Raw genomic sequence first — 23,215 nt, 5'->3', positions numbered from 1 at the left:
CCGGGGCGGGCATGTCCCGGGTACGGATGGACCATCGCCGACCGCAGCCGCAGGTGGTCGTGTGGTGCCTGAGTTGCGACAGGCGGCGAGGGGGCGAAGAGTTGTCCTTGTCGATACGTGTGCACCGTTGAGTCCTGGTCTCCGGTGAACGTGGGCCGTCAGTGGCCGAGCCGACAACGGCACAGCAGCACAGATCACCTCGGAACACACCTGGAAGCGTCATGTGCAAAATCGCGCGGCGACAGATCACCCGCATCGTCGGTACGTCCTGCTTGGCGGCCGCACTCGCCTTGCCCACCGCTGCCGCGGCAGCGCCGCACACCCTCGCTCAACAGCGTACGACCGGTGTGCCCGCCGATACTCCGGCGCCACCGCCGTACACACCACCCGCGCCACAGCCGAACACTCCCGGGCCGAACACGCCGGCACCGAACACGCCGAAGCCGAACACACCGGCACCGAACACACCCGGTTCGGAGCAGCCGAAGTCGCCGGGCGCGCCGAGTTCGGGTGGGACGACGAGCGCGCCCGGTACGGGGGGGCCGACAACTTCCCAATCGCCGCCGCAGTTGCCGCCGAATACGAAGAAGGAGGTGGAGGCGAAAATCGCGGCGCTGAATGTACCGGAGGACGTGAAGCAGAAACTGAGAGACGGGCTGAACAAGGCGTTGAACGCCATTCAGGACCCGCTGACATCTGCGGCGGCGAAAGCCGAGTACACGCGGGTCGTGACGGAAATCAACAACGCACTGAAGATCATCCAGAGCCCCACGACATCGCCTGCGGACAAGGCGACGTACACGAAACTCGTCCGGGGAATCAACGAGTCGGTGCGCCTGAGTCTGGACCCGAAGATCGCGCCGGCGGACCGGGACGTGTACCGGAGACTGGCGGCCGACCTCGCCAACTCCATGAAGGGGATCCAGAATCCCAAGCTGTCGCCGGCACAGCGCGCGTACGCCGTGAAGGTCCTGGAGGGGATCAGTGACGGGTTGTTGGCCGCCCAGAATTCGACGACGGCGCCGAAGAAGGCGGCGGATGTGCAACAGATCCAGAAGACCCTGCAGGAGAGCAGCGCAGCGCTGGCGACTCTCCAGGACCCGAACGCGCCGCAGCAGGCGAAGGACGCGGCCAAGAAGACCCTGGATGACCGGGCCGCCTCGGTCCAGAACCCCAAGTACCAGGAATTCTTGGCGGAGGTCAAACGCTACAACCCGTCGGATGCCTGTCTCGCGGCGATCGACAGCCGCACGAATCAGGCTGGTTGGCCGCAGGGATCCCTCTGGGGGTTGACCGACGATGCGTGCTCCGACACCTTGACCCAGGCCGTCGGTGACAACAGCAGTCGGTGGAACCCGCTGTTCCAATGCGTGCAACAGAACGCGTTCTCCACGTGCCTGGTCTACATCCCGCAGGACTGAGAACGACCGCGCCGGTGCCGAGCGTCGGGTGAGCCCACGCAGGCGGGCGTAGTGGTCCGGAACGGCCGGGCCGGCCTTTGTGCCGGCCCGGCTGTCCGCGTTCCCGCCGTCGCGGCAGGTCGCCCAACGGCGCGACGGGCGAGGCAACCCGCCCGCATCGGGTCGGCTGCTCAGCGGTGGATGAACGACGGCGAGCGCTTCCCGGTGAACGCCGCCATGCCCTCCTTCTGATCTGCCGTGGCGAACGTGGCGTGGAACAGCCGCCGTTCGAAGCGCACGCCCTCGGCCAGGGTGGTCTCGAAGGCGCGGTTGACGCTCTCCTTGGCCATCATCGCGATCGGCGCCGACATGCCCGCGATGGTCTCGGCGGTGGCCAGTGCCTCGGTGAGCAGGTCGGCGGCGGGGACGACGCGCGAGACCAGGCCCGCGCGTTCGGCCTCGTCCGCGTTCATCGTGCGGCCGGTCAGGCACAGGTCCATCGCCTTGGCCTTGCCGATCGCGCGGGTCAGCCGCTGCGAACCGCCGATGCCGGGGATGACCCCGAGCTTGATCTCGGGCTGGCCGAAGACGGCGGTGTCGGCGGCGAGAAGGATGTCGCACAACATCGCGAGTTCGCACCCGCCGCCGAGCGCGTAGCCGGAGACTGCGGCGATGGTGGGCTTGCGGACGTCGCCGAGTCGGTCCCACGCGGAGAACCAGTCGGAGAGGTAGACGTCCATGTAGTCGTTGGGCTGCATCTCCTTGATGTCGGCGCCGGCGGCGAACGCCTTCGCGGACCCGGTGATCACCAGGGCGCCGACGTCGGGGTCGCGGTCGAGCGTGGTGGCGGCGTCGACGACCTCGGCCATCACCTGGAGGTTGAGGGCGTTGAGCGCCGCGGGCCGGTTGAGCGTGATCAGCGCGGTGCGATCGTGGCGCTCGATCAGGATGGTCTCGTACTCGGTCATGCGGGGTCGTTCCCTTCGCCGGATGCGGTGTCGGTGCGGTCTCTGATGGCGTGGATGACGGCGGAGAAGTCGCGGTCGGCGCCACCGTTCTCGGCGAACGCCTCATACATCTCGGCCGCGTGCAGGCCCAGTTCGGCGGACACGCCGCCCGCGCGGATCGCGTTGGCGGCCAGCCGCAGGTCCTTGGCCATCAGGGCGCCGGCGAAGCCGGGCCGGTAGTCGTGGTTGGCGGGACTCGCCGGTACCGGCCCGGGCACCGGGCAGTTCGAGGTCAGTGCCCAACACTGCCCGGAGGCGGCCGACGCGACGTCGAACAACGCCCGGTGGGAGAGCCCGAGGTGCTCGCCCAGGACGAACGCCTCGCTCACCGCGATCATCGTGGCGCCCAGGATCATGTTGTTGCAGATCTTCGCGGCCTGCCCGGCACCGGGAGGACCGCAGTGCACCACGCGGCGTCCCATCGCGGTCAGTACGGGCTCGATCGCGGCGAAGTCCTCGTCGTCGGCGCCGACCATGAATGTGAGCGTGCCGGCGACCGCGCCGACCACACCGCCGGATACCGGCGCGTCCAGGGCCCGGCGGCCGGACGCGCGCACCGCGGCGTGCGCGGCGTGTGCGTCGGCGACATCGATCGTCGAACAGTCGACGAAGACCGCACCGACCGGCGCGGCGGCCAGGAGGCCGGCCGGGCCCTGGTAGCAGTCCAGAACGTGTGCCCCGCCGGGCAGCATGGTGATCACCACGTCCGCGTCGGCGACGGCCTCCGCAGGTGAGCCGGCGATCCGCACGCCGCTGTCCCGGGCCTGCTCCAGAGCCGTGGGAGCCACGTCGAATCCGGTGACGACGTGCCCAGCCGCGACCAGGTTGGCGGCCATCGGGCCACCCATGTTGCCCAGTCCGACGAATGCGATGGTGCCGGTCATCGGCCGACCTCCGTGGTCGCGGACGCGAACTCCAGACCCGGGGCACCCTCGGCCGGCGCTCGGAAGAATCGGTCGACGTCCTCGGGCCCCACCGCCTCCAGCGTCGCGGGCGACCAGCGGGGCGCACGATCCTTGTCGATCACCTGGGCGCGGATGCCCTCGGCGAGGTCGGGCGCGCTCAGCGCCGCGCTCGACACCCGGTACTCCTGCTCCAACACGGCTTCCAGGCAGCCGAGTTCTCGGGCCCGGCGCAGGCTTGCCAGGGTCACCTTGAGCGCGGTTGGCGACTTGGCGCGGATCTGCTCGGCGGCCTGCTTCGCCGCCGGTTCCCCGCTGTCCTCGAGGCGATCGAGGATCTCCTCGACGCTGTCGCACGCGTAGCACGCGTCGATCCAGCCGCGCCGCCCGGCGAGTTCGCCGGCCGGCGCCGGCTCGGCGAAGCGCGCGACGACGTCCACCGGTTCGCGCGTGGCCAGCGCATCGATCATCGCGTCGAGGCGGTGCGAGGGCACGAAGTGGTCGGCGAGGCCGCAGGCGATGGCGTCGCCGGGGCCGATCGCGGATCCGGTCAGCGCCAGATGCGTGCCGGACTCGCCCGGGACCCGGGCGAGCAGGTGGGTGCCGCCCACGTCCGGAACGAAGCCGATTCCGGTCTCGGGCATGGCGATCGTCGAGCGATCGGTGACGATGCGCAGCGCGCCGTGCGCGGAGATGCCGACGCCACCGCCCATCACGATGCCGTCCATGACGGCGACGTACGTCTTGGGGTAGCGGGCGATGCGGGCGTTGAGCCGGTACTCGTCGCGCCAGAAGTCCAGGCTCGCGGTGCCGCCGGCGACGGCGTCGGCGTGGATGGCACGAATGTCGCCGCCCGCACACAGGCCGCGTTCGCCCGCGCCGGTGATCACCACCAGCCGTACGCCGTCGTCGTGTTCCCACGCGGTGAGTGCGGCGTCGATCCGCCGAACCATGTCGTGGGTGAGCGCGTTGAGCGCCTTGGGCCGGTTCAGGACGATCCGGCCCAGTGCCGCCTGCCGGTGGGTCAGCACCGGGTCCCGGTCCGTGGTGGGGGTCATCGGGCTGCTCCGATCAGTCCGCGCGCGACGATCACGCGCATGATCTCGTTGGTTCCTTCGAGAATGCGGTGCACCCGCAGATCGCGAACGATCTTCTCGATGCCGTAGTCGGCGAGGTAGCCGTATCCGCCGTGCAGTTGCAGCGCGCGATCGGCCACCGAGAAGGCGGTGTCGGTGGCGAACCGCTTGGCCATCGCGCACAGTTGTGGTGCCCTGGGGTCGCCCTCGTCGAGCGAGGAGGCGGCATGTCGCACCAGCGTGCGGGCGGCCTCGAGTTCCGTTGCCATGTCCGCGAGTTGGAACCGCAGGGCCTGCGCGTCGATGAGCCGCGCGCCGAACGCCTCGCGGTCGGTGAGATGGCTCACGGCGGCCTCAAGCGCGGCCTGCGCGCCGCCCAGCGAGCAGGCGGCGATGTTGATCCGGCCGCCGTCGAGGCCGCCCATCGCGATCTTGAACCCGTCGCCCTCGGCGCCGAGCCGGTGCGCCGCGGGCACCCGCACGCCCTCCAGGACCACCTGACGAGTGGGCTGGGCGTGCCAGCCCATCTTGCGCTCGTTCGGCCCGAAAGACAGCCCGTCGGTGTCGGCCTCCACGACGAACGCGGAGATCCCGTGGGCGCCGTCCGCGCCGGTGCGCGCCATCACCACGTACACCGCGGAGGATCCGGCGCCGGAGATGAACTGCTTGACCCCGTGCAGGACGTAGTCGTCGCCGTCGCGGGTCGCACGGGTGGTCAGAGCGGCGGCATCCGATCCCGCTCCCGGCTCGGTCAGGCAGTAGCTGGCCAGTTCGCGCATCGAGCACAGACCCGGAAGCCAGCGTGCGCGCTGCTCCGGCGTACCGTGCCGGTCGATCATCGAGGCGACCATGTTGTGAATGGAGTAGTAGGCGGCGATGGTCGGGCAGCCGCCGGCCAGCGCCTCGAAGATCAGTGCGGAGTCGAGTCGATCGAGCCCCGAACCGCCTTCGTCCTCGCGGACGGTGATGCCGCCGAGGCCGAGGTCGGCGCCCTTGCGCAGGACGTCGACGGGGAAGTGGCCGGTGCGGTCCCATTCGATCGCGTGCGGGGAGAGGTGTTCGCGGGCGAAGTCCCGGGTGGTTTCGACGATCGCGAGCTGGTCGTCGGTGAGCGCGCTCACCGGGTCAGTCCATCGTGGGGATGTCGAAGTTCGCGCTCTCGCGCGCGGTCGAGGGCCAGCGCGAGGTGATGGTCTTGGTCCGGGTGTAGAAGCGGATCGAGTCGGGCCCGTGTTGGTTCAGGTCGCCGAATCCGGATCGCTTCCAGCCGCCGAAGGTGTGATAGGCCACCGGCACCGGGATGGGCACGTTGACGCCGACCATGCCGGTGTTCACCCGGCGGCCGAAGTCGCGGGCGGTGTCGCCGTCCCGGGTGAAGATCGCCACGCCGTTGCCGTACTCGTGTTCGCTCGCCAGGCGCAGCGCGTCCTCGTAGGAGGCCGCGCGGACCACCGACAACACCGGGCCGAAGATCTCCTCGCGGTACACCCGCATCGAGGGCGTCACGTGATCGAACAGCGACGCGCCGAGGAAGTAGCCGTCCTCGTGGCCGGGTACGCGTACGTCGCGGCCGTCGACGAGCAGCTTGGCGCCTTCGGCGACGCCGATGTCCAGGTAGCCGCGCACCCGTTCCAGTGCATCCCGGCCCACCAGGGGGCCGAAGTCGGCGTCCCGGTCGTGCGAGGGGCCCACGCGCAGTGTGGCGATGCGGGCGACGAGCTTGTCCACCAGTGCGTCGGCGGTCTCGGCGCCGACGGGCACCGCGACGGAGATGGCCATGCAGCGTTCGCCGGCGGAGCCGTATCCGGCGCCGATCAGCGCCTCGACGACCTGGTCGAGGTCCGCGTCCGGCATCACGATCAGGTGGTTCTTGGCCCCGCCGAAGCACTGGGCGCGCTTGCCGTTCGCGGTGGCCGTCGTATAGACGTACTCGGCGATCGCCGTCGAGCCGACGAAGCCCAGGGCCTGCACGCGCGGATCCTCCAGGAGCGTGTCGACGCTCTCCTTGCCGCCGTGGACCACGTTCAGGACGCCGGGCGGCAGTCCCGCCTCGAGGAAGAGTTCGGCCAGGCGCAGCGGCACCGAGGGGTCGCGCTCGGAGGGCTTGAGCACGAACGCGTTGCCGCAGGCGATGGCCGGGGCGATCTTCCACAACGGGATCATCGCCGGGAAGTTGAACGGGGTGATGCCGGCGACCACGCCGAGCGGCTGACGCAGCGAGTGCACGTCGATGCCGGTGCCCGCGTTGTCGGTGAACTCGCCCTTGAGCAGGTGTGGGATGCCGATGGCGAACTCCACGACCTCCAGGCCGCGTTGCAGGTCGCCGTGCGCGTCGGCGATGGTCTTGCCGTGCTCGGCCGACAAGAGCTGGGCGAGCGATTCGCGTTCGGGCTCCACCAGTTGAAGGAAGCGGGCCAGAACCCGGGCGCGTCGCTGGGGGTTCCAGTCGGCCCACGCGGGTTGTGCCCGTTCGGCGTCGGCGATCGCCGCCAGGGTGTCGGCGCGATCCGCGAGCGGAACGCGTGCCTGTACTCGTCCGGTGTTGGGGTCGTACACGTCGCCGAACGCGCCGGAGGCACCGAGGACGTGCTTGCCGCCGATGAAGTGGGAAAGCTCGCGGACCATGAACGACCTGTCTCTCGTCAGGTGCGATCCGGAGGAGGGCATGACCCGCCCACGCAACCTCGGCGCGGGTGCGCGTGGTTGCCCGGTGCGGGTCGACGTCGAAATGATCAGGAACTCCTGGGGAGTTCGACGTTCGCAGGATCATCCGGGGCGGGTGCGCGGACCGGTGTCATGCGTGTTTGCTCCATCCTCGTGGACAACACGGATATACCCGCGGCCGGTATCCTGACTTCCGGATCCACGCACGATGCCCGCCTTCCCGGCCTTCGCCAGTGGCTTGGTGCTGCGGCAGCGCACTCCCCGGTCACAGTGGCGGGACCATGCCGGATTCACACCGACTTCCCTGCACCGCGGACCTTGTTGTTGAAGACGATATAGTCGGACGTCCTAGTAAGTCCAGCGCCGGCTCCACCCGGTACGGTCACCGACCGGCCCGCGGCCCGCCGGCCATCGGCCGCGTTGCGGCGCGGCATTTCGGGATCGGGCGGAGGATGCGCCGGGGATACCGGGTGAACGGCGGCTTTTACGCCTGTTGGGCGTCGGGAACCGCGGACGGCGTGCCGATTGTTCGGCGTTGGCTGAGGAGACCGGTGACGAACTCCGAGCTGACCCGGATCCACGCCTGCTCCCCTTCGTCGCCGTCGACCTCGGGGAGCAGGCGATCCAGATGGGCGACGGCCGAGGGATCGTGGACTCGCGAGGCGTGGCCGGTGACCGTGCCGGTCCAGCCGGTCCGTGCGGCCGGGTCGATGTGGTCGGCCTGGAAGGCGACCACCGCATCGAGTGCGGCCTTCGCGAGCGGGGAGCCGAGCGGAGCCCGAAACACCACGCACTCCCGGTCGAGCGCGAAGGCCACCACGTGAACGGCCGGAAGCGCGCCCTCGCTGACGACGACACGGCCCACCCGGGCGCTCGCCATCAGCTCCAACGTCTCCCGGCGGCCGAGGGCGCGTTTTGTCACGGGGTGTTCGCTCATTTCTCAACCCTCGAATCCCGTCCGGGCGCCGACCAGGGCCGAACGGCCCTGTGTCGGTCGGTTCCCTCTTGTCGACGCCGCGCCCGATGCCGGCGCGCTCGGCCGTGCGCTCGGGCCGTGGCTTCAGCCTCCCGCGGGCGTGACGCCCGAACCAGGGCCGACCGGCCCGAATCGGCGGGTCCAACAGCCGGTTGTCGCCGAGACGCCGGCTCGGCCGACCGGCCCCGAGCGGGGCCGATGCGCGCGGCGGTGCGAGCCCGGTCGTGACTGCCCGTGGCCGCCCGAGCATGGGTATGGTTTCGATTGGCGCGCCGTCGACGCGTCAGGGCCGTACGGCCCCAGGCCCCGGGCCGTTCGGCCCGGGTGCGCGAAAGCGCGATGCGGTGTCCTGAAAACCGCATCGACGCATGGACCTCGGAGGCCGTCGCCGTGTTTTGCCTTGCCCATCCTGGGACACCCCGCCCACCCGCGCGCCGTCGCCTCCTCGGCCGCCGCGAAGCACGGTACGCCGTACGGTTGTTCGAACAGCACCGGACCCACCGCCGGCCGCGAGCCGGGGCGCGTCCCGGCCGACGTGGTGGTGCGCGATGAGCGCTGACGCGACCCGGTCACAGTCAGCCGTCCCCGGTCGGGTCCTGGTCGTCAACGCGGGCTCGTCGAGCCTGAAGGTGTCGGTGGTCGAGTCGGACGACACGATCGAGTGCACCTCGAACCTGCGCTGCGCCGACACGTTTCCGTCCGCGGCGCTCGCCGAGTTCGTGCACGCGGCCGGGCCCGTCGAAGCCGTCGGACATCGCATCGTGCACGGTGGTGCGGACTTCACCGGCCCGGCCCGGCTCGATCCGCACGTGTACGAGCGGATCACCGCGCTGCGCCCGCTCGCGCCCCTGCACCAGGACCGGGCGCTCGCCGGCATCGACGCGATCCGCGCATTGTGCCCGGACCTTCCCGCGGTCGCCTGTTTCGACACCGCCTTCCACCGCACCTTGCCGACCGAGGCGCACACCTATGCGCTCCCGCAGGCGTGGCGCACCCGATGGGGTCTGCGGCGCTACGGCTTCCACGGGCTGTCGCACGCCTACGCCTCGGCGCGGGCGAGCGAACTGGTCGGCCTACAACCGTCGTCGGCGCGTGTGGTCAGCTGCCATCTCGGCGCGGGGGCGTCGTTGGCCGCGGTTCGGGGCGGGGTCTGTGTCGACACCACGATGGGCTTCACTCCCACGGAGGGCCTGGTGATGGCCACCCGCGCCGGTGACCTGGACCCGGGCATGCTCGTCTGGCTGCTTCGCAACGGCGTCGAACTGGAGGAACTGGAGCGGGTGTTGGAGCACGAGGCCGGTCTGAGCGCGCTGGCCGGGCAGGGCGGCGACATGCGTGCGATCCGAGCGGACGCCGACGCGGGCGATCCGCGCGCCCGATCGGCACGGGCGATCTACGCCTACCGGGTGCGTACCCGGATCGCCGCCATGGCCGCCGCGATGGGCGGCCTGGACGTGCTGGCCTTCACCGGGGGAGTGGGCGAACACGACGACGCCCTGCGGGCCGCGACGGTCGCCGAGCTGGGCTTTTTGGGCGTGGCTCTGGATCCCGGTGCCAACGCGCGGGCATGGGCCGACGCCGACATCGGCGCCTCGGGTGCATCGGTGCGTACCGTGGTCGTCACCGCCCGCGAGGACGTGGCGATCGCCCGCGAAACCCGCGAGACGGCGGGCTGAACGCCGATCCGCCAACGGGAAACGCGCCACCCGTCGTGCGCCGGCACACGACGGCGTGAACGGATGGCGCGGCTTCCCGCGCGTCAGTGGCGACCGGGCGGGTCCGTCGACCAGGTCCAGTCGCGGACCTCGGGCATGTCCTCGCCGTGTTCGAGGATCCAGGCGCGGTGTCGGGTACGGGCGTCGAGCATGCTCTGGCGCACCGACGCGGCGCGCGCACCCAGGCCGGGGACGCGGTCGATCACGTCGATCACGCGTTGGTAGCGGTCCATGTCGTTGAGCACGACCATGTCGAACGGGGTCGTCGTGGTGCCGTACTCCTTGTATCCGCGCACGTGCAGGTGTTCGTGGTTGTGCCGGCGGTAGGCGAGGCGGTGGATCAGCCACGGGTAGCCGTGGTAGGCGAAGATCACCGGGACGTCGGTGCCGAACAGCGCGTCGTACTCGGCGTCGGGCATGCCGTGCGGGTGCTCGCTCTCCGGGAGCAGCCGCATCAGGTCCACCACGTTGACCACACGCACCCGCAGTTCGGGCAGGTGACGGCGGATCAGATCGACGGCGGCGAGCGTCTCCAGCGTGGGTACGTCGCCGGCGCAGGCCAAGACCACCTCGGGGTCGCCGTCGTCGTTGGAGGCCCACTCCCAGACGCCGGCGCCGCGGGTGCAGTGCAGGACCGCCTCGTCCATGGTCAGCCAGTCCGGGTTGGGCGTCTTGCCGGCGACGATCACGTTCACCAGGCCGCGACTGCGCAATACGTGATCGCCCACCGACAGCAGGGTGTTGGTGTCCGGCGGCAGGTAGACGCGGACGACCTCGGGCCGCTTGTTGATCACGTTGTCGACGAAGCCGGGATCCTGGTGCGAGAAGCCGTTCTGGTCCTGGCGCCACACGTGGGAGGTGAGCAGGTAGTTCAGCGATGCGATGGGGGGCCGCCAGCCGATCTCGCGCGAGGCGTGCAGCCACTTGGCGTGCTGGTTGAACATCGAGGACACGATGTGGGTGAACGCCTCGTAGCACGAGAACACGCCGTGCCGCCCGGTCAGGAGGTAACCCTCCAGCATGCCCTGGCAGGTGTGTTCGGACAGGATCTCCACGACCCGCCCGTCCGGGGCCAGGTGGGTGTCGAGGTCGGTGACCGGTTCCTGCCAGGCTTTGGCGGTGGCGCCGTAGACCGCGCCGAGTCGGTTGGACTCGGTCTCGTCGGGGCCGAACAGGCGGAAGTCGCGGCGAGTTGCCGTTCGGGCGAAGACCTCGCGCAGGTATTCGCCCAGCGCCCGGGTGGGTTCCGACGAGGAGGCGCCGGGTTCGACGACCTTGACCGCGAAGGCGTTCGGGTCGGGCAGCGGTAGATCCCGCAGCACCGTACCGCCGTTGGCCTCGGGTACCGCGCCCAGGCGCGTGTCGCCGGTGGGCACGTTGGCGAGCACGATCGGGGTGGGTCGGCCGCCTCGGTCGAAGAGTTCGTCCGGGCGGTAGGAGCGCATCCATGCCTCGAGCAGGGCCAGGTGCTCCGGGTTCTCGCGCACCCCGGCCAGCGGGACCTGATGTGAGCGCCACGTGCCCTCGACGGGCACGTCGTCCACGGTGTGCGGTCCGGTCCAGCCCTTGGGGGTACGCAGCACGATCATCGGCCACCTCGGGCGCCCCTGCGCGGTCGCCTTGAACTCGGCGATCTCATCCAGCGCTTCCTCCAGCGCGGCGGCGAACGCGGCGTGCACGCGGGCGGGTTCGTCGCCCTCGACATGGATCGCACGCCAGCCGTACCCGGTCAGCAGCGCGTCCAGTTCCGCGCGCGGCATGCGGGCGAGCAGCGTCGGGTTGGCGATCTTCCAGCCGTTCAGGTGCAGGATCGGCAACACCGCTCCGTCGGTGCGCGGGCTGAGGAACTTGGTGCCGTGCCAGGACGCGGCGAGCGGGCCGGTCTCGGCCTCGCCGTCGCCGACCACACACGCCACGACCAGGTCCGGATTGTCGAACGCGGCGCCGAAGGCGTGCGAGAGGCTGTAGCCGAGTTCGCCGCCCTCGTGGATCGAGCCGGGCACTCCGGGCGCGATGTGGCTGGGCACGCCGCCCGGATAGGAGAACTGGCGGAACAGCGTGACCATGCCGGCCGCGTCCTTGGAGACGTTCGGATAGCGCTCGCTGTAGGTGCCGTCCAGCCACGACGCGGCGAGTGCGGACGGGCCGCCGTGCCCGGGGCCGGTGACGTGCAGGGCATGGGTGCCGCGTTCGCGGATCACCCGGTTCAGGTGTGCGTAGATCAGGTTCAGGCCGGGGGAGGTGCCCCAGTGCCCGAGCAGGCGCGGCTTGACGTGCTCGGGGCGCAGCGGTTCGGTCAGGAGCGGGTTGCCGCTGAGGTAGATCTGGCCCACCGCGAGGTAGTTCGCCGCCCGCCACCAGGCGTCGACCGTCGCCAGGTCCGGACTTTCGGGAATCGCCATCGTCATCGGTCTACCTCTCGTGGGACGTCGGAACTGCCCTCGTTCCCACGCTCGCGCCCTTCACGCGCACAGTGAAGGGCCGAACGGCCCTATGGGGACCGGGCCCTCCCGGGCGGATACGCGTCACCGAGCCGGCCGAGCGCGTCCGCAGCGCCTGTACCGTCGGCCCCGACCACCCCGTCCCGAACGGATCGTCCGGTCGATGGGGCGTGGGCGCTGCTCGACTACACGCCGATCCCCATCGCGATCCGGGCGCAGGCCGACGCATTCACGTGGCTCGCGGCGGCGGCGCTGATCCTGGCGTGGCCTCTGATCGCACCGGTGTGGCGTCGGGTCCTCGCCGGCCGGCCGCCGGCGGCGTGGTGTGATCGGGGCGGGCGGGCCTCCTCGGCTCGTCCGCCAAAGTCGTTTCGGTCCCCGCACGCGAGCCCGGAACGCGGCGACGGCGACGGCGAGTTCACTCCGGGCGAAGAGCAACAGGCGTCGTGGTCGAGGGCCCGGCCGCTTCCCCGGGCGATGGGTGCGACGGCCGGACCGATCATGGGTACGCACGGAAGATGGTGACGGGTTCGACCACCGTCTCCGCGAGGGCCGAACGGTGCACGGCCACGACCCGGTCGGGGTGGTCGAGGGCGAGGTAGCGGCTCACGTGGCTGCCGATGTCGCCACCGGACGCGCCGAAGCGCGGATAGCCGAGGATGTCCATGAGTTCGGCCCACAAGGCGGCGACGGCGATCGCGTCGAGCGCCGCGCCGGTGGGACGGTCGGAAAACCCGTGGCCCGGCATGTCGGGCACGACCACGTCGAACGCGTCGGCGGGATCGGCGCCGTGCGCGCCGGGATCGGTGAGGAGCGGAACGACCTTCGTGTAGCGCCAGAACGAGTCCGGCCACCCGTGGCCGAGCACCAGCGGCAGCGCGGGCCCGTTCGGCGCGACGGCCCGGGCGTGCACGAAGTGGATCCCGAGGCCGCCGAGCGGGACACGCAAGCACGGGAGCCGGGCGAGTGCCGCCTCCTGCGCGGGCCAGTCGAACCCGTCCGCCCAGTAGGCGACGAGCTCGCGGAGGTAGTCGAGGTCGGTGCCGAGCGACCACCCGGCCTCCTCGGGCGTGTCCGGCCGGCGCGTCGCACGCAGCCGCGACCGCAGATCCTCCAGCGCGGCGGGCGCCGTCTGCGAGGTGAACGGCTCGGGACGAGGCAGAGCATCCGACATGGCACGCATGCCAGCGCGGCGACAACCGCCGGATCGCAAGCGGAGCGGCCGGCGAAGGCGTTCCCGGGACGGCTCGGTTGCTCGATGCGCGGGCTGATCCGCTCATCGGGCGGGTCGGCCGCCGGTCGACCGGGCGTGGGCGATCGCGTACCGCGACGACGACCGGATCGTGGCCGCGACCCCACTCGCTCCCACCTCCCGACGTCGCCCGGTCCGGCGCGAACACGCCCACCGGTGGCGCAACATCGGCCGCGAGTCGAAGGCGCGAGGTATCTGTGGTTCCCTCGCTCCCGAACGAAACGGACCCCTTGTGCGAATCCGACAGCCGCGTCCGCTCCTGATCCCCGCACGACGTCCGCACCGCACCGGGTCGGCCCGGCGCCGTGCCCGACTCGCCGCAGTGGCGGTGGCGGCGCTGCTGAGCCTGACGGCCGCAGCGCCGGCGCCGGGCACCTCGGTGCGATCGGACGCACCCGCCGGATCCGCACAGCGGGTCCCGTCCTTCGCCGAGACCCTGACCCCCGAACTGATCGCCCTGATGCAGCGGCTGCGCGTGCCCGGTGCGATCGTCTCCATCCGCACTCCCGAATGGGGTACGTGGACCACGACCCTGGGCACCGGCAACCTGGCCGACGGGACACCCATGCGCACCGCGGACCACATGCGGGTCGGGAGCATCACGAAGACCTTCACCGGGACGATCATCCTGCAACTCGTCCAGGAGGGGCGGTTGTCGCTGGAGGACCCGGTGGCCGCATTCCGGCCGGACGTGCCCGACGGGCAGCACATCACCATCCGTCAGCTGCTTCAGATGACCAGCGGTCTGTACAATTACACCGAGGATCCCGACTTCAACCGCACCCTGGACGAGCGCCCGCAGACCTCGTGGACCCCCGACGAACTGTTGGCGATCGCGTTCCGGCATCCGTCGTACTTCCCGCCGGGAGGCGGGTTCCACTACTCCAACACCAACACCGTCCTGCTCGGACTGATCGCCGAGAAGCTCACCGGCCGCCCGCTCGCCGAGCTGTTCGAACAACACATCTTCCGCCCGCTCGGCATGTCCGAGAGCAGCCTGCCGAACGACTCCGGGCTGCCCCTCCCGCATGCGCACGGCTACGAGTTCATCGGCAACGTCGAGAGCCTGACCGCGCCGGTGCTCACCGGCAAGGACGCGGCCTGGGCCGACTGGTCAGCGGGCAACCCCAAGGACGTCACGGACGCGAACCCCTCGTGGGCCTGGGCGGCCGGCGCCGCGGTCTCCACCGTCGACGACCTGCTGCGCTGGGCCCCGGCGCTGGCCACCGGCACCCTGCTCAGCCCGGAGATCCAGCGCGAGCGGCTGACCTTCGTGCCCACGTCCGACGCACCGGGCGCGCCCGGCTACGGTCTCGCCATCGCCGACTTCGCCGGGTTCCTGGGTCACGACGGGCAGTTGCCCGGCTACAACAGCTTCGTGGGATACAACCCGCAGTCGTGCGCGACCATCGTGGTCCTGGCCAACCTCAACCAGTCTCCCGACGGCAACGCCCCGGCCGACGAACTCACCAAACTCATCCTCGCGAAGGTCTTCCCCGGGTCGCACTCGTAGCCTCCGACCCGGGACGGCTGGTCGGGTGCGCACGCACGGAGCGCACCCGGCTATCCGGGGTGGGCGTTCAACGCGTGCTCACCGGTGCGGAGTTCGCCGTCCGCCCCGAGCAGGGCGGCGCGCGTGCCCGGTGCTGCGGCCCGCCAGGTGGGGCGCAGACCGAGGAGGAAGGCGTGCCGGTACGCGGATGCGATCGCCGTCGCGCCCGCCTCGTCCAGTACCTCCGTGTCCATCAGGTCGAACGTCACCTCGTCGACGTCGTCGCCCAGGGCGTTGATCCGCGCCACGAGGTCCTTGCGCAGACGATGCGCGAGGGATGCGTCCACGACCCTCGGTATCACCACCCGCGCACAACCGTGTTCCACCAGACACTCACGGTCCCAGGCGTCGGTCACTGCCTCCCCCATCCCCACGTCGAAGAACACGCCCGCAGGGCGAGCCGTTCCGCTTCCTCGAGTCCACCGCACGCCGGGAGTCCCCGTGCGGTCCGATACGCAAACGAGACGAAAACGAGGGCATCGGGTTCGGCGGCCGGCCGGCCCACACCGGCACCTTCGACGGCCGCCGAAGCGTAGCCGGAGGCGGGTCGGATCGCCACGCGGATCGACCACGAATTCCGGTTCGGGCGGGTGAAATCGGTCTCGGGGCGGGTCCGAGCGGTCACTCGGCCCATCGGGGCTGCGCGGGTTCGGCGGGGGTACCGTCCCCGATCGCCCGGGCGCCGAGCGCGCGTGCCGTCCGGGCGAACGCGCGTACCCGGGCGTTGTCGCCGGCGGTGGCCCACACCAGCGCCCATTCGGTGGGCGGCGCGTCGTGGATCGACAGGAACGTGATGCCGGGAGGCGTGTAGCACCGACGCACGTGGGCGTTGACCGGGCTGACCGCCTGACCTGCGGCGATCAACACCAGGATCTCGTGGAAGGTGCGGCCGGCCGGACCGCGCGCTGCGCCGTCCGCCGGGCGTGTGCCGGGGCACCATGGCGTTCGGGGCGGATCGTTTCGGTACTCCTCGACCTGTGCGACCAGCCGCCGGATGGCGGCCACGTCGCGCTGTCGTTGCGGATCGTCCACCGGGTGTCTTCCTGTTCGGGGTGCCGAGGGGTGGAACGGCGAGAGGTGGATCGGCGTGTCGGGTTCCGCCGGGTCGATCGGTTCGTGGCGGGTCGCGTTCGAACGCGACCGCCGAAGCGGCGTCGTCGAGTCGGCGGGGCCGGTCGACCCGGGTGCGGTGGCCGCGGGTCCCGCCGGCGCTCGTGCGCTCCGGCGGTCGAGTGCCACGACATCCGTTTCATCGGCTTCGACGTGGCGATCGTGGCCTGCGTCGAGCACGTCTTCGACAACCGGTGCACGCCGCTGCGCGACGGCCCGGACAGCCGACTGCCCGTCCGGATGGGACAACTGACCTACGTCCTGGTCCGGCACCCCGATGCGGGCGCCGACCGGGCGCCCGGCGCGGAGGGTGAGCCGGATGCCGAGCACGGGTGGCTGATCAGCAGCGCCCAGACCACTCCGATGGCGATCTGAACCGCACGCATACGCCCACCGTCCGCGCCGAGCGTCGACCCGGCGACGATCCCCGAGACGAGGCGGCCCCGGCCGAGAAAGCCCCAGCCGAGAAAGCCCCGGCCGAGAAAGCCGAGACGAGGAAACCCCGGACGACGACGCCCCGGAGGAGGAAGCCCGAGAGCGGGCCTTCCCCGCGGCCGCAGTCCTCGGACGCGGCCGCCGCGGCCGCGCATCCACCCGGAGACCCTCGGAGTACGTACGTCACCCGGCGTCGCCCGCCGGCCACTCGTCGCCGCCCTCCCAGGCCACCCGGTCCCGATCGGCCGGGTCGAGACCGAGCCGGGCGGCGAGGCCGTCCAACTCGCGGCGGCTGTGCAGTTGCCGGTAGGTGCCGTCGGCGAGCATCACCAGCCGGTACGAGTCACCCGGGCGATACGCCTCGACCACGAGGTCGAAGCGGCCGTGCGCCTTGTCGCTCATGGCTTCCACGGTCGCGCACCCGGGCCCGTTCGGCCACCCCGGTCGGCACCCGCTCCCGCTCGTCCGAGGCGGCCCGCTCGAATCACCCGAAGCGGTCGGCGGAGCGGCCCGATCACCGCGCACGCTGCCCACGTGCCGTTCCAGCGGACGCGCGATGCAGTGCCCGATGCCATCCTGAGGAGAGTGTCCTCGGGCGACGCCGGAACACGTTCGAGCGGTGGAGGTGTCGGGGATGGGTGGAGCGGGGCGAGTCGCGCGACTGGTCTGCGGCCGGCGCGCCAAGTGGATCATTCTCGTGCTCTGGATCCTGGTGCTGGCCGTTGCCGTGCCGGCGGCGAGCAAGCTGATGGACGCGGAGAAGAACGACGCCTCCGCGTGGTTGCCCGGCAACGCCGAGTCGACCAAGGTCGTCGACCAGTCGAAGGCATTCCTGCCGCAAAACGTCACGGCCGTCGTGGTGTACGCCCGTGAATCGGGCCTGACCCCGGCCGACGACGCGACGATCGCCGCCGACGCCGCGCGCATGCGAACCCTCACCGAACACGGGATCGTCGGCGCCCAGGTGCAGGGCCCCGTCCCCGACCGCGCCAACGCCCCACGCGCCGCGCTGGTCCTGGTGCCGATCACCTTCGGTGACAACGGGTGGAACAGCATCGCCGATGCCGTGGACGACATCCGCGCGATCGTGGACACCCACCCCGACACCGGACTGGAAACCCACATCACCGGGCCGGGCGGCGTGGCCGCCGACAGCAGCGACGCGTTCCAGGGCATCGACGGAACCCTGCTGTTCGCGGCCCTGGGCGTGGTCGTGGTGATTTTGCTGCTCACCTACCGCAGTCCGACGCTGCTCCTGGTCCCGGTCTTCTGCGTGGTCGGTGCACTGTTCGCCGCCCAGGCGGTGATCTACGTACTGGCCCGGCACGCGTCCCTGGTGGTCAACGCGCAGAGCGCGGGCATCCTGACCGTCCTGGTGTTCGGCGCCGGCACCGACTACGCGCTGCTGCTCGTCGCCCGCTACCGGGAGGAACTGCGCCGACACGAGGACCGGCACGAGGCGATGGCGCTCGCCCTGCACCGCGCCGGCCCTGCGGTGATCGCCAGCGCCTCGACGGTGATCCTCAGCATGCTCTGCCTGCTCGCCGCCGAGATGAACTCCACCAACGGCCTCGGGCCAGTCGCCGCGATCGGTGTCGCGGTGGCCCTGCTGGCGATGCTGACCCTGTTCCCGGCGGTGCTGCTGATCGCCGGGCGGTGGATCTTCTGGCCCGTCATCCCGCACCTGGGCTCGCCCGAACCGACCGAGACCGGACGGTGGGCCCGGATCGGCCGGCGCATCGCCCGCCGGCCGCGCGCCGTGTGGATCGGCACCTCGGCGGTCCTGGCCGCGCTGTCCCTGGGCCTGTTGGCCCTGAACGCCACCGGCCTCACCACCGCCGAGAGCTTCACCGACAAGCCCGACTCGGTGGTCGGCCAGGAGGTCCAGGCACGCTACTTCCCGGCGGGTACCGGGCAACCGCTCCAGGTGGTCGCCGACACCCGTTCGGTGGACGCGGTTCGCGTGACACTGGCGGCGGTGCCCGGCGTGGTGCCCGACAGCGTGCGGGTGCCGCCGGGCGTGCCGGTGGAGCGTGACGGGCGGTCGTACCTGGAGGCGACGCTGGTCGACGCCGCCGACAGCAGCGCGGCCCGGAACACCGTCGACGACGCCCGTACCGCCGTGCACGCGGTGCCGCAGGCCGACGCGCTCGTGGGCGGCGGCACCGCGGCCCAACTCGACAGCAACCGGGCCTCGGTACGCGACGAGAAACTGCTGATCCCGGTCATCCTGGCGGTCGTGCTGGTCATCCTGGCGCTGCTCCTGCGCGCCCTGGTCGCACCGGTCGTGCTGATCGCCACCGTGGTGTTGTCCTACACCGCGGCGCTGGGCATCAGCGCACTGGCGTTTCGGCACGTGTTCGACTTCGCCGCCGAGGACACCTCGTTCCCGCTGCTCGTCTTCGTCTTCCTGGTCGCCCTGGGCATCGACTACAACATCTTCCTGACCACGCGGGTGCGCGAGGAAAGCATCCGCACCGACACCCACACCGGTGCGCTGACCGGGCTCGCGGCGACCGGCGGTGTGATCACCTCGGCCGGCCTGGTCCTGGCCGGCACCTTCGCGGCGCTGGCCACGCTGCCGATCGTCGGATTCGCCGAAATCGGTTTCGCGGTGGCCCTCGGTGTCCTGCTGGACACCCTGGTGGTCCGCTCGGTGGTCGTCACCGCCCTGATCCTCGACCTGCGCGAGCGCATGTGGTGGCCGAGCGCCCTGTGGCGCAGAGGTGCCCGAGCCGCGGACGCGCCGCCCACCCACCGACGTCCGTGAGGACGAACTCCGGGCGGTGGGGCGGGCCGACCCGCGGGTGGTCGGCGGTGCCCGGCGCCGACCACCAGGTACGGCCGCGCCGACGCCCGGCTGATGCGCGACTTCCGCGCTCAGGACCTGCCGGCCGCGTGCGGTAGACCGGACGGGGCAACCCATGGTGGTGGGCCGGCCCGGCCGGGTACCGGCTCGCGGTCCCGGTCGTGCCGCGTCCACGAGCCGATCCGCCTGCGCCCGCATCGCGGCCCGACCGGGCGCAGATGCGGGATCGCGGCGGGCGAACCGGAGGGCGGATCCGCGACGGGTGGGCGGCGGAGGCGACGTCGGTGTCGTCGGTGTCCGGGCACGCGACGCGCGATGCCGTGCGGCGGGCCGGCACGTGGTCCCGAGGATTCCACCCATCGAGGAGCAATCGTATGGACCACCCCACCCGACGCGGCGTACTGACCGCCGCTGCCGCCGCCGCCGCGGTACTGGCCACCGGCGTACCATCCGCGTCCGCCGTACCGCAGCTGCGACCGGGGCCGTTCGGCGCCGAACCGTATCCCGACGTGGTGAACGGACATGCCGACACGCTGTGCCCCGAAGGCGCGACCTGGGATCCCGAGCGTCGCCGGTTCCTGGTCGGCTCGTTGCGCCACGGCACCGTCGCGGTCGTACACCCGGACGGCGGCATCGAGGTCCTGGTGGACGACCCGGACGTGCTGGTGTCGGTGGCCGGTCTCCATGTCGACGTGCGCCGGGATCGGGTGCTGCTGGCCAACTCCGACCTCGGGGTGAGCGTGCGTTCGTCTCCCGCGACCCAGGGTGTGCTGGCCGGTGTGGGGGCCTACCACCTGGCCACCGGGGAGCGGGTGTTCCACGTCGACCTGGCGACGGTGGCCGGTGACGGGAAGCCGCACTTCGCCAACGACGTGGCCGTGGACCGGCACGGGACGGCGTATGTCACGGACTCCTTCGCGCCGATCGTCTACCGCGTGGGGGCGGACGGTTCGGCCTCGGTGTTGGTACGGGACGACCGACTGGCCCCGCCGCCCGGTGGCTTCGGCCTGAACGGCATCGCCTGGCAGCAGGGGCCGGCGGGTGGGCACCTGCTGATCGGCAAGTCGGACGACGGCACGTTGTGGCGCGTGCCGATCGCCGATCCCACGGCCGTTCACCGGGTCCAGGTGAGCGGAGCCGAGGAGGTGTTCGTCGGCCTCGACGGTCTGCTCGCCCGCCCCGACGGCACGCTCCTCGGTGTCCGCAACCGCCTCGGCGGCATCGGGCCGGTCGACGCGTGGATCGAATTGCGCTCGCGCGACGGCTGGCACACCGCCGACCTGATCGCCGTACATCCCTCGCCCGATCCGGTCCCCACGGCCCTGACCCCGGGCCCCGACGACACCGTCCACCAACTCTCCGGCCGGGTAGACCTTCTCCTCGCCGGCACCCCCGGCGACACCTTCGTCCTGCGGAGAATCTGACGGGCGACGGAAGCACCTCGCGGACAACCGATGCGAAGACTCCGGCGTGGTGGGGGACAACCCCGTACCTCGCACCACGCCGGGCGTCCCATTCGGCGGCCCCGAACCGGTGTCCGGGCCCGCCCTTCGGGCACAGCCGCCGGTCACCCGCCACGCATGAGTGACGACCGCCTGCGCCGGCGGGGGCCGGGGGCCGCCCCGGTGTCCGGTGCGGCCGGTCGGCCGCCCGTCCGGGCCCGTGTGGATGGCCGCCCCAAGTGGTAGATATTGGGCAAATCGCTTCGCGTCCGGAGGGATGGAAGGGTGGCGGAAGACGGTCACGACGCGTCCGACTTCGAGCTGCCCGCGGAGTGGACGGGCCCCTTGGCGCACGCCGTCTTCGACCAGGGCGCGATGCTCCTCGCGGCTGTGGACGCCGACCTTCGGATCCTCGCCACCAACGCGTCCGCCGAACGCTTCGCTCGCATCCCGATGAGCCGCGGGGACGACATGAGGGCCGCCTTCACCACCCTCGGTCTCGACCTTCTGGTGCCCGCGCTCGAAGGGGCGCTGTCCCCGGCGGGTCCGGCCCTGCGGCGGTGGCAACTGCTCACCGCGCGCGCCGCGAACGGCAAGCCCCTACACCTGGGCCTCGGCATCCTGCGCGTCGAGCGCACGGCGGGACGCACGCTCGGCCTGCTCGTCACGATGAACGACACGACCGAACTGGTGCGCGCCGAAGCCCGCTTCGACGTGGTCCGCGAAGCCGCCCGGAGCATCGGCGCATCCCTGGACGTCGTGGAGACCGCACAACAACTCGCGGACCTGCTGGTGCCGCGCTTGGCGAACTTCGCCGCCGTGCACCTCGCCGAGACGGTTCTGGTCGGCGAGGAGCCCGCGGTCGACCCGGCGACCGGCTACACGCCCGATGTCCGCGCCGGGGTGGCCCACACGGACGAGGCATGGCCCGCGGCACTGGTCCAGGTCGGCGAACGGCTGCCCGTTCCGCCCGACATCCCGGAGATCCGGGCCATGGAGAGCGGGGCCACCCTGCTGATCCCGCGACTCGCGGTGCTCCCCGCCGACGCCGTGGACATGGGTGTCGTGCCGGAGAACGCCCACAGCCTGTTGGCCGTACCGCTGTTCGCGCGCGGCCACGTGCTCGGCAGCGTGCAACTGTGGCGCACCGACCGCCGGGAACCCTTCGACGAGGGCGATGCCCGCCTGCTCGAGGAGATCGCCTCGCGCGCCGCGCTGAGCGTGGACAACGCCCGCCGCTACACCCGCGAACGCAACCTCGCGCTCGCCCTGCAACGCAGCCTCCTGCCCGAGGAGAGCGCCGACGAACCGGCTGCCGAGACCTTCGCCGCCTATCTGCCCACCTCCTCCGCGGCCGGGCTCGGCGGCGACTGGTACGACATGATTCCGCTGTCCTCGCTGCGCTTGGCCTTCGTGCTCGGCGACGTGGCCGGGCACGGACTCCAGGCCAGCGCGACGATGGGCCGCCTGCGCACCGCCGTTCAGGCGCTCGCCGACATGGACCTGCCCCCGGACGAGTTGCTGACCCACGTGGACGACCTGGTCCAGCGCTTCCCGAACCGACCTGGCGCCGCCGCCGACGTGGCCGGCGCCACGTGTCTGTACGCGGAATACGACCCCGTCACCAGCCGCTGCCGGATGGCCTCGGCCGGGCATCCGCCGCCGGCGGTCCTGCAACCCGACGGACGCGCCCACTTCGTGGAGTTGGAGGCCGGCCCGCCGTTGGGGGTCGGCGGCATGCCGTTCGAGATCGCCGAGATCGACCTGGCGCCGGGCAGCGTCCTGATCCTGTACAGCGACGGCCTGGTCTCCGGCCCCGACCACGATCTCGCCGCCGGCATGCGACGCCTCCTCGATCGCCTCGAACACAGCGACCTCGCCCACCGGGACCTGGGCGTGGTCGGGCGCGAACTGCTCGACGCCGCGACGGACGGATCACGTCACGACGACACCACCCTGCTCCTGGCCCGGGTGCGCCCGCTGTCCGACCGGGACAGCGTGCTCTGGGAGTTGCCCGCCGATCCGGAGCAGGTGGCCCGGGCCCGCGAGCTGACGACCGCGCAACTCGGCGCCTGGGACCTGGACCACCTCGTGTCCACCACCGAACTGGTCGTCAGCGAACTGGTCACCAACGCCATCCGCTACGGCGAACACGGCCCGGTCACCGTGCGGCTGGTCCGCGGCCGGGACGTGCTGATCTGTGAGGTCTCCGACCCCAGCAACACCCAACCGCGCCTGCGCCGCGCCCGCTCCACCGACGAGGGCGGGCGCGGGCTGTTCCTGGTGGCGCAGCTCACCCGCCGCTGGGGGAGCCGCTATCAGCAGAGCGGCAAGACGATCTGGGCCGAGCAGGAGACCTCGCCGGTCGCGGACGTGTGAGACCTCGGCCGACCCCGGACGCCGTGTCGCGAGCCGGCCCGGCCCCGACCTCCTG

17 protein-coding genes, 1 pseudogene and 1 riboswitch are annotated in these 23,215 nt (G+C 71.5%); of the genes and pseudogenes, 7 read left to right on the top strand and 11 right to left on the bottom strand.

Going from position 1 to position 23,215, the window contains the following annotated elements; genetic code table 11:
* Positions 1 to 221: 221 nt before the first annotated feature.
* Entirely contained in the window at positions 222 to 1,421 is a 1,200-nt protein-coding gene (locus ABZS54_RS09830; protein WP_355532923.1) for a hypothetical protein, read from the top strand.
* A gap of 170 nt (positions 1,422 to 1,591) precedes the next feature.
* On the opposite strand, the gene ABZS54_RS09825 is transcribed toward ABZS54_RS09830, so the two are convergent.
* The 6 genes from ABZS54_RS09825 to ABZS54_RS09800 form a co-directional block, all read right to left on the bottom strand.
* Positions 1,592 to 2,368, bottom strand: coding sequence for an enoyl-CoA hydratase (locus ABZS54_RS09825; RefSeq protein ID WP_355532921.1), 777 nt, complete (start codon positions 2,366 to 2,368; stop codon positions 1,592 to 1,594).
* Positions 2,365 to 3,291, bottom strand: coding sequence for a 3-hydroxyisobutyrate dehydrogenase (gene mmsB, locus ABZS54_RS09820; RefSeq protein ID WP_355532919.1), 927 nt, complete (start codon positions 3,289 to 3,291; stop codon positions 2,365 to 2,367). Before mmsB ends, ABZS54_RS09825 begins: the two co-directional genes overlap by 4 nt.
* Positions 3,288 to 4,367: an enoyl-CoA hydratase/isomerase family protein gene (locus ABZS54_RS09815; RefSeq protein ID WP_355532917.1), complete on the bottom strand. Its 1,080-nt coding sequence runs from the start codon at positions 4,365 to 4,367 to the stop codon at positions 3,288 to 3,290. Before ABZS54_RS09815 ends, mmsB begins: the two co-directional genes overlap by 4 nt.
* Positions 4,364 to 5,506 (bottom strand): acyl-CoA dehydrogenase family protein, encoded by a 1,143-nt coding sequence (locus ABZS54_RS09810; RefSeq protein ID WP_355532915.1) that lies wholly within the window; start codon positions 5,504 to 5,506, stop codon positions 4,364 to 4,366. Before ABZS54_RS09810 ends, ABZS54_RS09815 begins: the two co-directional genes overlap by 4 nt.
* Before the next feature lie 4 nt (positions 5,507 to 5,510).
* Complete coding sequence (locus ABZS54_RS09805) at positions 5,511 to 7,010, bottom strand: CoA-acylating methylmalonate-semialdehyde dehydrogenase (RefSeq protein WP_355532913.1); 1,500 nt, start codon at positions 7,008 to 7,010, stop codon at positions 5,511 to 5,513.
* A gap of 197 nt (positions 7,011 to 7,207) precedes the next feature.
* A riboswitch (cobalamin riboswitch) is annotated at positions 7,208 to 7,378 on the bottom strand.
* 155 nt (positions 7,379 to 7,533) lie between these two features.
* Positions 7,534 to 7,986: a pyridoxamine 5'-phosphate oxidase family protein gene (locus ABZS54_RS09800; RefSeq protein WP_355532911.1), complete on the bottom strand. Its 453-nt coding sequence runs from the start codon at positions 7,984 to 7,986 to the stop codon at positions 7,534 to 7,536.
* Positions 7,987 to 8,573: 587 nt separating this feature from the next.
* Between ABZS54_RS09800 and ABZS54_RS09795 the strand changes: the two genes are divergently transcribed.
* On the top strand, positions 8,574 to 9,701 hold the full coding sequence (locus ABZS54_RS09795) for an acetate/propionate family kinase (RefSeq protein WP_355532909.1): 1,128 nt from the start codon (positions 8,574 to 8,576) through the stop codon (positions 9,699 to 9,701).
* 83 nt (positions 9,702 to 9,784) lie between these two features.
* Here ABZS54_RS09795 and ABZS54_RS09790 read toward each other — a convergent pair whose 3' ends face one another.
* Positions 9,785 to 12,148 (bottom strand): phosphoketolase family protein, encoded by a 2,364-nt coding sequence (locus ABZS54_RS09790; RefSeq protein ID WP_355532907.1) that lies wholly within the window; start codon positions 12,146 to 12,148, stop codon positions 9,785 to 9,787.
* 586 nt (positions 12,149 to 12,734) lie between these two features.
* Positions 12,735 to 13,355 (bottom strand): annotated as a pseudogene (locus tag ABZS54_RS09785) (epoxide hydrolase); the annotation flags it as partial.
* Between the two features lie 310 nt (positions 13,356 to 13,665).
* On the opposite strand from ABZS54_RS09785, the gene ABZS54_RS09780 reads away from it, so the two are divergent.
* Positions 13,666 to 14,946: a serine hydrolase domain-containing protein gene (locus ABZS54_RS09780; protein ID WP_355532905.1), complete on the top strand. Its 1,281-nt coding sequence runs from the start codon at positions 13,666 to 13,668 to the stop codon at positions 14,944 to 14,946.
* 50 nt (positions 14,947 to 14,996) lie between these two features.
* Here ABZS54_RS09780 and ABZS54_RS09775 read toward each other — a convergent pair whose 3' ends face one another.
* Positions 14,997 to 15,272 carry a hypothetical protein gene (locus ABZS54_RS09775; RefSeq protein ID WP_355532903.1) on the bottom strand — a complete coding sequence of 92 codons (276 nt, stop codon included), beginning with the start codon at positions 15,270 to 15,272 and terminating at the stop codon, positions 14,997 to 14,999.
* Positions 15,273 to 15,606: 334 nt separating this feature from the next.
* Positions 15,607 to 16,017, bottom strand: a complete 411-nt coding sequence (locus tag ABZS54_RS09770; RefSeq protein ID WP_355532901.1) for a hypothetical protein — start codon at positions 16,015 to 16,017, stop codon at positions 15,607 to 15,609.
* Positions 16,018 to 16,248: 231 nt separating this feature from the next.
* Between ABZS54_RS09770 and ABZS54_RS09765 the strand changes: the two genes are divergently transcribed.
* On the top strand, positions 16,249 to 16,470 hold the full coding sequence (locus tag ABZS54_RS09765) for a hypothetical protein (protein WP_355532899.1): 222 nt from the start codon (positions 16,249 to 16,251) through the stop codon (positions 16,468 to 16,470).
* A 243-nt stretch (positions 16,471 to 16,713) separates the two neighbouring features.
* On the opposite strand, the gene ABZS54_RS09760 is transcribed toward ABZS54_RS09765, so the two are convergent.
* Complete coding sequence (locus ABZS54_RS09760) at positions 16,714 to 16,932, bottom strand: hypothetical protein (RefSeq protein ID WP_355532897.1); 219 nt, start codon at positions 16,930 to 16,932, stop codon at positions 16,714 to 16,716.
* Between the two features lie 232 nt (positions 16,933 to 17,164).
* Here ABZS54_RS09760 and ABZS54_RS09755 point away from each other — a divergent pair, with 232 nt between their 5' ends.
* The 3 genes from ABZS54_RS09755 to ABZS54_RS09745 all read left to right on the top strand — a co-directional run bounded on the left by ABZS54_RS09755 (position 17,165) and on the right by ABZS54_RS09745 (position 23,160).
* Positions 17,165 to 19,300 carry an MMPL family transporter gene (locus ABZS54_RS09755; protein ID WP_355532895.1) on the top strand — a complete coding sequence of 712 codons (2,136 nt, stop codon included), beginning with the start codon at positions 17,165 to 17,167 and terminating at the stop codon, positions 19,298 to 19,300.
* Between the two features lie 413 nt (positions 19,301 to 19,713).
* Positions 19,714 to 20,763, top strand: a complete 1,050-nt coding sequence (locus tag ABZS54_RS09750) for a twin-arginine translocation signal domain-containing protein (RefSeq protein ID WP_355532893.1) — start codon at positions 19,714 to 19,716, stop codon at positions 20,761 to 20,763.
* Between the two features lie 303 nt (positions 20,764 to 21,066).
* Positions 21,067 to 23,160 carry a SpoIIE family protein phosphatase gene (locus ABZS54_RS09745; protein WP_355532891.1) on the top strand — a complete coding sequence of 698 codons (2,094 nt, stop codon included), beginning with the start codon at positions 21,067 to 21,069 and terminating at the stop codon, positions 23,158 to 23,160.
* Positions 23,161 to 23,215 lie beyond the last annotated feature (55 nt).

Origin of the sequence: Embleya sp. NPDC005575, from assembly GCF_040605455.1 — a bacterium.
Taxonomy (GTDB): Bacteria; Actinomycetota; Actinomycetes; order Streptomycetales; family Streptomycetaceae; genus Embleya.
This window is presented reverse-complemented; position numbering and strand designations above follow the sequence as displayed.